General features: G+C 40.7%; 13 protein-coding genes. 4 read left to right on the top strand and 9 right to left on the bottom strand.

Features of this window, described 5'->3' with window-relative positions; genetic code table 11:
• Positions 1–64 precede the first annotated feature (64 nt).
• Positions 65–1198 carry an AI-2E family transporter gene (locus tag ABTV71_RS23920; protein ID WP_121126760.1) on the top strand — a complete coding sequence of 378 codons (1134 nt, stop codon included), beginning with the start codon at positions 65–67 and terminating at the stop codon, positions 1196–1198.
• An 866-nt stretch (positions 1199–2064) separates the two neighbouring features.
• The gene (locus ABTV71_RS23915) at positions 2065–2730 is read left to right on the top strand and encodes a porin family protein (RefSeq protein ID WP_121126759.1); all 666 of its coding nucleotides are present in this window, start codon (positions 2065–2067) and stop codon (positions 2728–2730) included.
• Positions 2731–2801: 71 nt separating this feature from the next.
• On the opposite strand, the gene rpsJ is transcribed toward ABTV71_RS23915, so the two are convergent.
• The 4 genes from rpsJ to rpsL form a co-directional block, all read right to left on the bottom strand.
• Positions 2802–3107, bottom strand: a complete 306-nt coding sequence (rpsJ, locus tag ABTV71_RS23910; RefSeq protein ID WP_028070501.1) for a 30S ribosomal protein S10 — start codon at positions 3105–3107, stop codon at positions 2802–2804.
• 78 nt (positions 3108–3185) lie between these two features.
• Entirely contained in the window at positions 3186–5309 is a 2124-nt protein-coding gene (gene fusA, locus ABTV71_RS23905; RefSeq protein WP_121126758.1) for an elongation factor G, read from the bottom strand.
• Positions 5310–5442: 133 nt separating this feature from the next.
• Positions 5443–5910 carry a 30S ribosomal protein S7 gene (gene rpsG, locus ABTV71_RS23900; protein ID WP_077437603.1) on the bottom strand — a complete coding sequence of 156 codons (468 nt, stop codon included), beginning with the start codon at positions 5908–5910 and terminating at the stop codon, positions 5443–5445.
• A gap of 19 nt (positions 5911–5929) precedes the next feature.
• Positions 5930–6343, bottom strand: a complete 414-nt coding sequence (rpsL, locus tag ABTV71_RS23895; protein ID WP_002993550.1) for a 30S ribosomal protein S12 — start codon at positions 6341–6343, stop codon at positions 5930–5932.
• Between the two features lie 857 nt (positions 6344–7200).
• Between rpsL and ABTV71_RS23890 the strand changes: the two genes are divergently transcribed.
• Positions 7201–7614, top strand: a complete 414-nt coding sequence (locus ABTV71_RS23890) for a hypothetical protein (RefSeq protein WP_433901339.1) — start codon at positions 7201–7203, stop codon at positions 7612–7614.
• Between the two features lie 71 nt (positions 7615–7685).
• On the opposite strand, the gene rnr is transcribed toward ABTV71_RS23890, so the two are convergent.
• The 3 genes from rnr to fsa form a co-directional block, all read right to left on the bottom strand.
• The gene (gene rnr / locus ABTV71_RS23885; RefSeq protein WP_433901338.1) at positions 7686–9818 is read right to left on the bottom strand and encodes a ribonuclease R; all 2133 of its coding nucleotides are present in this window, start codon (positions 9816–9818) and stop codon (positions 7686–7688) included.
• Positions 9819–10079: 261 nt separating this feature from the next.
• Positions 10080–10508 carry a Fur family transcriptional regulator gene (locus tag ABTV71_RS23880; protein ID WP_121126754.1) on the bottom strand — a complete coding sequence of 143 codons (429 nt, stop codon included), beginning with the start codon at positions 10506–10508 and terminating at the stop codon, positions 10080–10082.
• A gap of 130 nt (positions 10509–10638) precedes the next feature.
• On the bottom strand, positions 10639–11298 hold the full coding sequence (fsa, locus tag ABTV71_RS23875; protein WP_433901337.1) for a fructose-6-phosphate aldolase: 660 nt from the start codon (positions 11296–11298) through the stop codon (positions 10639–10641).
• A gap of 178 nt (positions 11299–11476) precedes the next feature.
• Here fsa and ABTV71_RS23870 point away from each other — a divergent pair, with 178 nt between their 5' ends.
• Positions 11477–12697: an MFS transporter gene (locus ABTV71_RS23870; RefSeq protein WP_433901336.1), complete on the top strand. Its 1221-nt coding sequence runs from the start codon at positions 11477–11479 to the stop codon at positions 12695–12697.
• Positions 12698–12750: 53 nt separating this feature from the next.
• On the opposite strand, the gene ABTV71_RS23865 is transcribed toward ABTV71_RS23870, so the two are convergent.
• Positions 12751–13206 (bottom strand): aspartyl protease family protein, encoded by a 456-nt coding sequence (locus ABTV71_RS23865; protein WP_433901335.1) that lies wholly within the window; start codon positions 13204–13206, stop codon positions 12751–12753.
• Between the two features lie 210 nt (positions 13207–13416).
• Positions 13417–14355, bottom strand: coding sequence for a malate dehydrogenase (locus ABTV71_RS23860; protein WP_121126751.1), 939 nt, complete (start codon positions 14353–14355; stop codon positions 13417–13419).
• Between the last annotated feature and the right edge of the window lie 109 nt (positions 14356–14464).

The following is a 14464-nucleotide window of genomic DNA, read 5'->3' as shown; positions in this document are numbered from 1 at the left end:
GACTTTTTTATTTCCCTAAACTTAAGTCATCCGAAATTGTTATTTTTATTCAAAAGAATATTCAATGAAAAGATTCCTCACTTTACCCTTTTATGTGAAGTTGGCCTGTGTATTAATCAGTATCCTTCTTTTGGGGTATCTGGCAAAGATTGGTGATACGATACTTATCCCGATGATTTTGGGCTTGCTGTTCTCGCTGCTTTTGATTCCACTAAGCAATTTTATGGAACACAAGTTACGTTTCCCACGGACATTGGCCGGAATACTCAGCGTAATTCTGTTTTTCGGGGTACTGGGTTACGGTCTCTTCTTATTAGCCTCGCAACTCACACTGCTTAAAGAAGACTTTCCGGCATTTAAAGAGCAGATAATGGACGGAGCAGGCAAACTGCAAATCTGGGTCAGTGAACAATTTGGAATACAGCACAAAGAGCAGATGGAATTTATCAACAAAACAGCTTCAAAGTCAGTTGATTCTGGTACCCTGTTTTTAGGAACGGCGTTGGTTTCACTTTCCTCCCTGTTTATTTTATTTGTTTTTACATTCCTGTATACCTTCTTCCTGTTGATTTATAGAGGTCATATTGTGAAGTTCCTTTTGTTTGTTAACCGTGTCGAAGATCGACCTATTGTTGTAGATGTTGTTAGGCAAATTCAATATGTTGTCAAGAAGTATTTGATCGGTCTGTTGATCCAGATGAGTTTAGTTTCCCTTTTAGTTTTTATTTGCCTCTCCCTAATTGGTGTGAAGTACAGTTTACTCTTGGCTTTAATCACAGGCGTATTCAACGTACTGCCTTATGTAGGTATTTTCTCATCCATGCTGATTATCTCCATTCTTACTTTCGCTACCTCGTCATTGACCCATGTTGTGTTAGTCATTCTAGCATTGATTATCGTACATATGATTGACAGCAATTTTATTGTTCCCAAAATTGTAGGATCCAAAGTGAAGGTCAATTCCCTATTTGCCATGCTGTCCATTATAATCGGTGAGATGATCTGGGGTATTTCAGGTATGTTTTTGGCAATCCCTATTTTGGCGATAGTCAAGATTGTGATGGACCGCATTAAAGAGCTGAAACCATGGGGATTCTTGCTGGGGGAAGAAGATAGTAAGGATGAAGTGTATAAGGATCTATTTGAGACTTTAAATCCGATTGAGAAGAAGATTATTGAAAATGAGGCGAAGGAGTGATTTTATTAAAACCGTTAACTTATTTTTAATATTGATAATCATGGTATTACGGATACTATTGTTTATCGGTTCTATGGTCCCCGGAAACCTGTACGATGACAGCATAGGGCTTTGCTATAGTTCCTTTCTGCAAAGAGACTCATAACTATAACACGTTATGAAAAAATATTTGCAAAAAACAAAATCAAGCCAGCGGAGTCGCTCTGCGGTTAAAGTCATATGATGACTTTCTCTAATTTTGAGAGCGTAGCGACCCTGTTATATGCCGCTTAAAGACCTATCCCAACACCCTTAGATTTAGCTCTTAATACCTTTTAAAAAATGAATAATTTTTACAAGAATGGGGAAGTAGTTGTCTATGTACTCGTTAAGTACTGTTTAAGTACAGATGTAGCGTTATTTGCGCAATTGTTGTTTAGCCCAATCGGCAAAAAAAAAGCACTATACAGGTACTTGTCCCATGCTAACAAAGCGTTTGAAAAGCAGCGGTCAAAAAACAACTAAGGAGTAGATTTTTTCGGGTGGCCTTTGGACTTTGTTCGGCGGTCTTCGGACCTGCTCTGTACCTTGGTGGCTTAAGAAAGCCTCTGCAAAAGGGGGAAACGCGGGATTGGTCAATGGAAGAGGGGAGAGTTGTTTAAATTTGATCGTTTTAAGGTGTTTTGTGAGCGTGTTATTTCCATTGTTGGCTTTTTTGCTGATGGTACTTCAATGGCTAGAGCAGCTTAAAAAATAGGAGTTAAGTGATAGGCTGTATACAGGAACCTTTGAAGTTCTAAAAAATGTTATAGGAAATTTGTCGATTCATTTTTGGTTGTATTTCAGTAAAATATATTATTTTAGTATTATATTTAATTTATTTTTTAATGAAAAGAAAATTACTCTCAATTGCAGCAGCATTATGTTTTATTGCTGGAGCAAAAGCACAAACTTCTTATGGTTTTAAAGCAGGGGCAAACTTTGCGAAGGTGAAAGAATCTCTTAAAGGTCTTTCTTATACCTCTGACGCGGCAACGTCATTTTATGTGGCAGGTTATGCGGATTTGCCATTGGCAAACAATTTTAGCATCCAGCCCGGGGTTTCTTTACAAGGTAAAGGACGTAAAATTTCGGTCGAGAAGTTGGCTGAGATCATCGGGGTAAGTGGAGCAACAGGGAATATCAAACAAGATTTTATGTACATTGAGGTACCTGTGAATTTTGTATATTCTATTCCGACAGGAAATTCCGGTAATGTCTTTTTGGGGGCCGGACCTTATGCGGGGATTGGAATTCATGTTAAAGAAAAAATAGAGAATATGAGCGGATTCGATGAGTATGGTGGTACTAATGGAACGGACAGTGGAAGCTTTAGTGATGCGGGTTTGAAAACTTTTGATGCTGGAGCAAACCTTTTAGCTGGTTTTAAATTTGCTAATGGTTTCTTGATTAATGCTGGTTATAGTCTAGGGCTAACAAATATAGCGAAGGATTCTGGCGATAGTTCAGCTAAAAACCGTGTTTTCTCAGTAGGTATCGGTTATCAGTTATAATGGTAAGACGGGACAATAAAAAAGGGCTTTTCTTACGAAAGGCCCTTTCTTTTTTCAGTGACTGAAATCTATCACACTTTGATTTCTACTTCAACACCTGAAGGCAATTCAAGTTTCATCAATGCGTCAACAGTTTTAGCGTTTGATGAATAGATATCCAACAATCTTTTGTAAGCACACAATTGGAATTGCTCACGTGCTTTTTTGTTAACGTGTGGTGAACGTAATACCGTGTAGATTTTTTTCTCAGTAGGCAATGGAATAGGACCACTAACAACTGCACCTGTAGGTTTTACTGTTTTTACGATTTTTTCAGCTGATTTGTCAACCAAATTGTAATCGTAAGATTTCAATTTAATTCTGATTCTTTGGCTCATAGTATATGATATTATTAAAAAATGACCGCTGATTAGAGCTATTAACAACCAGCGGTCGGTTTATTTTTGAGTTCTATATTATTCTACAGAACCTTTGATTCTACCTTTTGATTTTGCGATTACTTCTTCAGCAACGTTACGTGGAGCTTCAGCATAGTGATCAAATTCCATTGTAGATGTTGCACGACCTGAAGTGATTGTACGTAATTGAGTTACGTAACCGAACATTTCAGAAAGTGGAACCAATGCTTTGATTACTTGTGCACCGTTACGTGAATCCAAACCTTGCATTTGACCACGACGACGGTTCAAGTCACCCATTACATCACCCATGTTTTCTTCTGGAGTCAATACTTCAACTTTCATGATTGGCTCCATCAATACTGGAGAACATTTAGGCAATGCCTCACGGTAAGCCATTTTAGCTGCCAATTCGAATGACAATGAATCTGAATCGACTGCGTGGAATGAACCATCAATCAAACGAACTTTCATGCCAGAAAGTGGGTAACCAGCTAATACACCATTATTCAATGATGCTTCAAATCCTTTTTGAACCGAAGGGATGTATTCTTTTGGAATCGCACCACCCACAATTTCGTTTACGAATTGAAGTGCTGATTTTGTTGTATCGTAATCTGCATCGATAGGAGAGATAACAACTTTGATATCCGCGAATTTACCACGACCACCTGATTGTTTTTTGTATACCTCACGGTGCTCAGTAGTACCATTGATAGACTCTTTGTATGCTACTTGAGGAGCACCTTGGTTAACCTCAACTTTGAATTCACGTTTCAAACGGTCGATCAAGATCTCTAAGTGAAGCTCACCCATACCAGAGATAACTGTTTGGCCAGTCTCTTCGTCAGATTTAACAACGAATGTAGGATCCTCTTCAGCCAATTTACCAAGACCAATACCTAATCTATCCACGTCAGCTTGAGTTTTAGGCTCAATCGCTAAACCAATTACTGGCTCAGGGAAAGTCATGGACTCTAATACGATAGGCGCTTTTTCGTCACAAAGTGTATCACCAGTTTTGATGTCTTTGAAACCTACAACTGCACCGATATCACCTGCCTCGATAAAAGGAATAGGGTTTTGTTTGTTCGCGTGCATTTGGAAGATACGAGAGATACGTTCTTTGTTACCTGAACGTGTGTTCAATACATAAGAACCTGCATCTAACTTACCAGAGTAAGCACGGATGAAACATAAACGACCTACGAATGGGTCAGTCGCAATTTTGAAACCTAAAGCTGCGAAAGGCTCATTAACAGATGGTTTACGCTCGATTTCTTCACCAGTATCAGGGTTAGTACCTTTTACAGCCTCTACATCAAGAGGTGAAGGCAATAATTCCATTACAAGATCCAACATGGTTTGAACACCTTTGTTTTTGAAAGATGAACCACAAACCATAGGAACGATAGAGTTATCCAATACTGCTGCACGTAACGCATTTAAGATTTCACGCTCAGTCAATGAATCTGGATCTTCGAAGAATTTCTCCATCAAAGACTCATCATAGCCAGCTACTGCTTCCAATAATTTCTCACGGTATTCAGCAACCTCGTCCAACATATCCTCAGGAATTGGAACTTCAGTGAAAGTCATTCCTTTATCATGCTCATTCCAAACGATACCACGGTTGTTGATCAAATCAACCACACCTGTGAACGTATCTTCAGCACCGATAGGCAATTGTAAAGCTACAGCATCAGAACCTAACATGTCTTTTACTTGTTTTACAACTTTCAAGAAGTCAGCTCCTGAACGGTCCATTTTGTTAACGAAACCGATACGAGGTACTTTGTAGCCATCAGCTAAGCGCCAGTTTGTTTCAGATTGAGGCTCAACACCATCAACTGCTGAAAACAAGAATACCAATCCATCCAATACACGTAACGAACGGTTTACCTCAACCGTGAAATCCACGTGTCCAGGTGTATCGATAACGTTTACTTGGTATTTGTTGTTACGGTAGTTCCAGAATACAGTTGTTGCAGCAGAAGTGATCGTGATACCACGCTCAGCCTCTTGCTCCATCCAGTCCATTGTTGAAGCACCTTCGTGAACCTCACCAATTTTATGGTTTACACCTGAGTAATAAAGGATACGCTCAGTTGTTGTAGTTTTACCAGCATCGATGTGTGCAGCGATACCGATATTTCTAGTGAATTTTAAATCTCTTGCCATAATATTTTTAAGCAGCTGGCCTTACGGGCCTTATGTGTTTAAATGTAATGTTAAATAAGTACACCGACCTTGATAAAAGAGTGTTCGTTTATCGGAGGTCGGTGTAATCATATTTTTTTGAATGTCTTCAAAATTAGAATCTGAAGTGTGAGAACGCTTTGTTAGCTTCAGCCATTTTGTGCGTATCTTCTTTCTTCTTAACAGCAGCACCTTCACCTTTAGAAGCTGAAATGATTTCTCCTGCTAATTTTTCGAACATTGTTTTTTCACCACGTTTACGAGCGTATGAAATTAACCATTTCATACCCAAAGCAATTTTACGCTCTGGACGAACTTCCATAGGAACTTGGAAGTTAGCACCACCTACACGGCGTGATTTAACTTCAACAGCAGGCATAACGTTGTTTAAAGCTTTTTTCCAAGCTTCTAAACCGCTTTCTTGTGTTTTTTGTTCTACTAATTCTACTGCATCGTAAAAAATATCATAAGCGATGGATTTTTTACCATCTACCATCATATTGTTTACGAAACGTGTTACCTGAACGTCATTAAACTTTGGATCAGGTAAAATGATTCTCTTTTTCGGTTTTGACTTTCTCATTTTTCTTTCCTCCGTTTAATTATTTCTTTTTACCTTTTGCTGGAGCTGCAGCTGCTTGTCCTGGTTTAGGACGCTTAGTTCCGTATTTAGAACGACGTTGGTTACGACCTGCTACACCTGAAGTATCTAATGCACCACGGATGATGTGGTAACGCACACCTGGTAAATCCTTAACACGACCACCACGGATCAATACGATCGAGTGCTCTTGTAAGTTGTGACCTTCTCCAGGGATGTAAGCGTTGACCTCTTTACCGTTTGTTAAACGTACACGAGCTACTTTACGCATTGCTGAGTTTGGTTTTTTAGGGGTAGTAGTATATACACGTGTACATACACCTCTTCGCTGTGGACATGAGTCCAACGCTGGTGACTTACTCTTATCAACCAGAGCTACTCTACCTTTTCTAACTAATTGTTGAATAGTAGGCATTTACCTGTTTTTGTTTATAAATTTTATACCTAAATTATTTTAAGTTCGCAAAGATACTGATTCCGTTTTGAATATTAAATAGTTAGTGTATAAAATTTAGATTATTTTTTAGAGATGTCGGATGCCTTTTCCCTCTGGCGAAGCTGTTTTCCCTCCTGGTTTGATGAGTTCGCGCTCCTTCTCGTGCATGCTGTCCTTGGTTTAGATGATTTAGTCGGGTGGAAGTTTCATTTCCCCGTCTGTCGGAATTGGTTCGACGCCCGTTTGTGTCATCCGCCGCAGTAACGAAATGATCCAGTTCACTGTCGAAATGATTCCGCCACCTGTCTGGCTCGTTTTGTCAATGGTTTGGATGATTTCGCCGAGTGGAATTTTCATTTCCCCACATGGAAAAATGATTCCAACACTGGTTTGATCCAATCCGACATCGCGCAGAATCGATATTTTACTTGGCGAAATGGAGTAAACACAGTGCGGAATGTTTCCTTTTCTGAGATAGCGCAATAATATGTAAGGTTTGTTGTGATAATAATGGGTCCCTCGTTTATTGCTTGTACAATCCGATATTGCGCTCGCAAGTTTAGCAGCTGCTACTGGTTATTATTATGTTGTCAAATAAGGACAACGATAGTAGCGTTGTCTTAGGCTGGGAGCGAAAAGCAGAACACAATGTTTGACTCGTAAAAATCTTTATTGTCTTGAATACTAGTCGCTCTGTGTTTTTTCTGTGAAAATATTCTTCTACTGGTTTCTGAGTATATTTTATCTTTTTGCGTGTTTATGCTTCTTTTTGGCAAGACGTTTGTCAAACACGGACGGATAATTAACAGAAAAAAACAAATTAAAGTATGCAAATTATGAAAATGAAATTAATGTATGCAATGGTATTAGCGTTAGTAGCTTTCGCTTTTGTCGGATGTTCTAAGGATAAAGATGAGCCTATCCAAACAGGCGGAAGTATCGATGCAGCTGTAGGTACTTACAAGGGTAGTTTGGATTTATCAAATACAAACGGACCTATGTTTGATAAAATTTTAACGGTTACAAAAGTATCTGACAATACACTCAAAGTTGAGATCGGAGATAAAGCATTAAAGATTCCAGCAAAAGAGTTCAAGGTTGTCAATAACATGAATATATCGATTCAAACATCAGGCGTTTCTCCCGAAGGAAAATTCTTGTTTGACGTGAAGAATAAAACTCTTCTTTGCCAGGGAGAGAAGACGAGTGCAACTGAAGTTTTTTATACCTTTGAAGGAACTAAGCAATAATTTTCCTTCGATGCAAGAGTAATAAAGCCCCGTATCGGTATTCCTGATACAGGGCTTTAAATCTGACTGTACTAAGACAACAACGTAAAATCTATCTGTCGTTTATCCAGATCTACTTTCTTCACACGGATTTGCACCTCATCACCCAATTGGAATTTCTTTTTCTTCCGCTGGCCGATAATCGCGTAGTTCTTCTCATCCAGTACATAGAAATCATCCGTGATATCACGTAAGCGTACCATACCCTCACACTTGTTCTCCTCAATCTCCACATACATACCCCATTCGGTCACACCCGAGACAATACCGGTATATTCTGTGCCGATCTGATCCTGCAGATATTCTGCCTGTTTGTATTTGATGGATGCGCGTTCCGCTTCGGCTGCCTTTTTCTCCATCTGTGAAGAGTGCTCTGACATTTTCTCATAGTGCTCGGCATTGACCTTTGTGCCACCATCCAGGTAGAACTGCAAAAGACGGTGTACCATCACATCCGGATATCGACGGATAGGGGAGGTGAAATGGGTATAATAGTCAAATGCCAATCCATAATGGCTTGTTTTCTTCGTCGTATAGATGGCCTTGGCCATGGAGCGCACCGCCAAAGAGGTCAGCATGTTTTGCTCCTTACTACCTTCGATCTTCGTCATGATTGCGTTTAGGGACTTCGCTGTTTCCTTGTCTGTTTTAATGGTCAGCTTATGGCCAAATCGTGCCGCAAATTGCGAAAATGTCGTCAATGTTTCCGGATTCGGCACATCGTGGTAACGGTATACAAATGTTAATTTGTTTTTACCGCGGCCTTGCTTACCGATATATTCAGCCACCTTACGGTTGGCCAACAACATAAAATCTTCGATCAGCTTGTGTGCATCCTTACGTATTTTGGTATAGACACCTGTAGGTTTGCCGTTTTCATCCAGGGTAAATTTGACTTCCTCACTTTCAAAGGCGATCGCACCATTCTTAAACTTACGCTCCCGGAGGATGTATGCCAGTTCATTCAATTTTAAAATCTCAGTACTGAAATCACCAGATTTTGTCTCAATGACTTCCTGTGCTTCCTCATAACTAAAGCGCCTGTCTGAATGGATAACCGTGCGGCCAAACCATTGATCGTGTATATTGGCTTTTTCATCCAACTCGAATACCGCCGAAAAACAGAGCTTGTCCTCATGTGGTCGTAATGAACATACGCCATTGGACAATCGCTCGGGAAGCATTGGAATAACACGGTCTACTAGATAGACTGATGTAGCCCGGTTAAAAGCTTCCTTATCCAGTTCGGTATCCGGAATCACAAAATGTGATACGTCGGCAATATGGACACCGATCTCGTAATTGCCATTCTCCAGCTTTTGGAACGATAGGGCATCATCAAAATCTTTGGCATCCGCAGGGTCAATCGTGAAGGTTGGAACTCCCCTGAAATCACGTCTTTTGGCGATCTCTTCCTTACTGATTTCCTCCGTAATTTTATTGGCTTCTTCTTCTACCTTCTTTGGGAATTCCAGTGGGAAACCGTAGTCTGCGAGGATAGCATTCATCTCGGTATTGTTCTCTCCCTTGACCCCCAGGACATGCTTGACGGTACCAACCGGATTCTTGCTGCCGCTTGGCCAGTCAATGATCGAAACCACAACTTTTTCCTTGTCCTTGGCACCATTCAGGTTGTCCAGTGGTATAAAGATGTCGTGCAACATCTTGCGGTCGTCGGCGATAAAAAATGCGAAATTATTTGAAATGCTGATTGTTCCGGTAAAGTCGGTTTTGGCCCGTTGTAAGATTTCGACAACTTCGCCTTCTTTTTTACGTCCACCTTTTCTTTTCTCAAAAGTATGTACTTTGACAATATCCCCATGCAGAGCCTGCCTTAGTTTACGGGGTGCAATATAAATATCGTTCTCAAACTCATCGTCTGGGATGATATAGGCAGAGCCGTCAGCCGTCATATCCACTTTTCCGGTCACATATACCTTAAGCTGCTTGAGGTTGAACTTTCCACGCTCAACCTCGACAAATAGTCCACTCCGGACATTATCCTGTAAAATATCGGCAATGGCAACTTTGGAATCGTTGTCCGTCAGATTCAATTTGGAAGAAACTTGTTTATAGTTGAGTGGCTTGTTTCCTGATTTTTCGAAAATATCGATGATCAGTTGTGTTAATACCTCTTTATAGGGATTATCTTTTCTTGTCTTCATTCGTTTTATTATTTACTCATTCGTATTAGCCACCAAGTCATTTGTATGATAGCCAATGTGTAAAACAGTGGTTATTAGACCCGCAGGTACAATAAACCAGCTATGTGCGCAATCACTTATCAAGTATGCTTGCGGTGTTGATACAAGGTACAAAAAAAATCAGCATTCACCTGTACAATAGCCGAGCCAATCGGAGCGAATCCAATTATCAAACTATAGACAGATCAAGCGAAAAATTGTTTTGAAGCTGTAAGTTGTGATTTATTTTTTACAATGGTTACATACGCCGAGTGCATTTACGGCAATCGCTTCCAGGCTAAACCCATTGGGGATATTTACTTTTGGTAATGTAATTTCATCCAGGCAATAGACCGAGTTGCATACCCGACAGATGAAATGTACATGTTGGTCATGATGGTCGTGTTCGGAGCAGTTGGTGGAACACATGGCATAGGTAGCGGTTCCGTGCAGATCAAAGATCTTGTGGATAATACCTTTTTCCTCAAAACTGGCCAGCACACGATACAATGTCACACGATCGATATCCTTACCCAATAATTTCTCCAATTCAGGTTGGGAGATGGCCGAATCTTTTGTTGAAATAATTTCAAGTACCTTCAACCGGGGTTGGGTGACTTTTAAGCTATTCCGTTTCAGGATTTCTGGATATACGGTATTGGATTGTTCCATGGACTTCTTCGTTAAACCTTAGATCAACTACAAAAATACGGAATTTATCCACATAAGAAAACCGATAAGGTTAAGATTATTGTCATCTTCTCCTTATCGGTTTAAAACCTATACCGAAATATAGTCTAATTTATTTACCCGCAGCTTTTGCGTGGTCAGCTAAAAATGTTGCTAAACCGCTGTCAGTCAGAGGGTGTTTTAATAAAGATAAAATTGCCGACAATGGGCCTGTCATCACATCTGCACCAATTTTAGCACAGCCCAAGATGTGTGCACTATGGCGTACAGAAGCGGCCAAGATCTGTGTTGGATATTGGTAGTTATCATAGATCAGACGGATATCTTCGATCAATGCCAATCCGTCGGTAGAGATATCATCCAAACGGCCAATAAAAGGAGATACATAAGTCGCACCTGCTTTTGCCGCCAATAGCGCTTGACCAGCGGTGAATACCAATGTACAGTTTGTTTTAATCCCTTTATTGCTGAAATATTTGATTGCTTTCACGCCATCTTTGATCATAGGAACTTTGACCACGATCTTGCTGTCAAGAGCTGCCAAGGCTTCTCCTTCTTTAATCATTTCTTCATAAGTAGTCGAAATAACTTCAGCACTCACGTCGCCGTCAACAATTGCACAGATTGCTTTGTAGTGGTTGATTACGTTCTCATCACCGCTGATACCTTCTTTAGCCATTAAACTTGGATTGGTCGTTACACCGTCTAATACGCCTAAGTCCTGGGCTTCCTTGATTTGCTCTAGGTTCGCTGTGTCAATAAAAAATTTCATTGTGTATGTTATTGAATGATAATTATTTGATTATTTTAACGTTCGAAATAATAGGTGCAAAGTTATTGATTATATTCCAGTATTACGCATTGATTTCAATGAATTGCATCATTATTTTTGCAAATAAGAACCTCTTCTCTTTCTTTTTTGTTATATTTTTATAGTATTATCTTTCAATATGCAGGTTTTTAGGTCTCTCCATTATAGAAACTTCCGTTTACATGTTATAGGACAAGCAATTTCCCTGATGGGAACGTGGATGCAACGGATAGCGATCAGCTGGCTGGTGTATGAACTGACAAGTTCTGTGTTTTGGTTGGGTTTCGTTCAGTTTATTTCTTTATTGCCCTCGTTGGTATTGTCGCCTTTTATCGGAAGCTTCGTCGATAAGCACAAAAAATATAAATTGGTATTATTGACGCAGATCGGCCTGATGATACAGGCTGGTATACTCACGTTGGTGGTTTACCTCAAGTGGGAGAGTGTACTGTGGCTCTCGGTTCTCGGTCTGATACAAGGGGTCATCAACTCCTTTGATGTGCTCGGCCGGCAGTCTTTGATGATGTACCTGGTCGGTGACCGCAAGGATCTGCCCAATGCCATTGCGCTCAATTCGACTATCTTTAACGCTGCCCGGATGCTGGGACCCGCGATTGGGGGTATTTTGCTCAGTACTTATGGCGAGCTGGTCTGTTTCGCATTGAATTTTATCAGTTTTGTACCGGTTATCATTACATTGTTGATGATGCAGGTGGATGAAACCAAAGGGCAGCTCAGTAAAGGGAGCAACTGGGAAGGCTTGGTTGAAGGTTTCCGCTACCTCAAGCGTTCGCCACATATCTCCTCCTTGATTATTATCATGACGTTTTCCAGTTTGATTGTGATCCCTTATACCTCGCTCTTACCGGCCATAGCAAAAGAAATGTTCCATGGGGATGAACGCACTTTCTCCTGGTTTGAAAGTGCAGCTGGATTGGGAGCTATGATCGGCGCATTTAATATGGCTCGCTTGAAGTCCGGATCAAACCTGCGGTATCAGGTGATGGGGGCTGCTGCGCTGATGGGACTGGCCTTGCTCTTCCTTGCTCATTCGAGTATGTTGCAGATGGCGCTCGTCTATGTAATGCTGGTTTCCTTTGCCATGATGATGCAGAACTCGAGTATCAATACTTATATTCAGACACATGCCATACCGATATACCGGGCCAGGGCTATTTCATATTATGTCATGGCCTTCCAGGGAATTTTTCCGATAGGAACATTGATGATCGGCTCCTTGGCCAGTTATTGTGGTCTAAGGGCGACTTTATATACCATGGGGGGATTGGGGATATTGATCGCTATCCTCTATTATACTTACCTTCGCTTACATATCCATAAAAGGCTTTTTCGATTTTAGTATTGAGTAGTTCGTATGGAGGATTTAGATTTTTGGGAGTACAAGCCGGAGGTTTACTTATTCTTGATTTTTCGGTCGCGTAAGCGTAATGTCTGCTTGGCGTAATCAATGACGGCGCCATAGTCGGCAAAAATATCACCCCCCAATACCCCGATGACGGGATCAAGTTCCATTTGCCCGTAGGCATAATTAATGGAACTTAAGTCCAATACTGCAGTTTTTAATTTGTTGATTCGCCAGGTGCCGATCGCCAGGCTGGGGATTTCCATAGTAAAGCTCTCCATGGAATTGGTGCCGAGACCAGTTGAAAGGGTTTCTGATGGCTCCAGCAGCAACTGATCTTCCAGAAGATGTGCCATTTGAGTTTTGTCAAATACGGTTTTAGATGCTCCTGTGTCAATCACCATTTTAAAATTGCGTTCGTATAGCGTTACATCAACTAGAATATGTGTTCCTTGCCCTTGAAGATCCAGGATTTGAAATGGTACTTTCGTCATAGTCCCAAACATAGCCAAAAATTTAATTAAAAAAAATTTTGACGCCGGCTTATTATCTTCACCTCAAAAGTAAAATTTAGGGGTGTCATCTGTCAGATAGAAGATAAGGGAGAAATAATCTATTCTTTTAATGGCGGCTGTAGAGTGTGGGCAGCCCGGTCGGAATATTACAAAAAAGCTGTCATTTAAAATAACAGCCTTTTTTTCATTTGCTTATACCAATTATAATGCATTGATTTCTTTCAATACGTTATTCATGGCACGTACCGCATCGGCACTCTTACTGAATTTTTCTTTATCCTCCTCATCCAACTGCAATGGAATAATACGGTCCCATCCTTTTTTGTTAATGATAACCGGAACACCTAGATTAATATCTTCTTGTCCAAATTCCCCTTCGAGGTAAACAGAAGCAGTAAATAATTTACCTTGGTCGCGCACGATGCTTTCCACGACGGCAGCGGTAGCGGCACCGGGGGCATACCAAGCTGAAGTACCGATCAGACTCGTTAATGTGGCCCCACCGACCATCGTCTTATGGACGATCTCTTCCTGCTCCTCAGCCGTAAGGAAGTTGCTGACCGGAATGCTGTTCCACGTGGAGTGCTTGATTAACGGGATCATCGTGGTATCACCATGGCCACCAATGACAATGGCGTTGAGATCCGCCGCCGAAGCATTTAATTTTTCACTCAATTGATATTTGAAGCGTGCAGAGTCCAATGTTCCTCCCATCCCGATAATCCTATTTTTAGGCAAGCCACTCGATTTGAGTGCAAGATAAGTCATCGTATCCATTGGGTTGGATACAATAACAATAATGATATCCGGAGAATGTTTTACTAAATTCTCTACCACTGATTTGACGATATTTGCATTTGTTCCGATCAATTCCTCACGGGTCATCCCCGGTTTACGGGGAATGCCAGAAGTAATGACAGCAACAGTGGAGCCCGCAGTTGACAGATAATCATTGGTTACACCTTTGATTTTGGATTCAAATCCCAATAAGGCCGCCGTTTGAGCCATATCCTGCGCTTTTCCTTCCGCAAATCCTTCCTTGATATCCAATAATACAATCTCCTCGGCGACATTTCGACGGATTAAATTGTCTGCTGTAGTTGCGCCTACAGCTCCAGCACCAACAATAGTTACTTTCATATGTAAATTATTTGTTTATTATGGGCATATGGAATATCCAGTCCATTTTCACGAATGCTTGTACCGTTCTTTTGCATGGATATTTCATGAGCATTAATGTGGATTAGTA

The sequence above is a fragment of the Sphingobacterium puteale genome (assembly GCF_050986225.1).
GTDB classification, from domain to species: Bacteria; Bacteroidota; Bacteroidia; order Sphingobacteriales; family Sphingobacteriaceae; genus Sphingobacterium; species Sphingobacterium puteale.
Note: the sequence above shows the minus strand (reverse complement) of the source record. Positions and strands in the feature narration are given on the sequence as shown.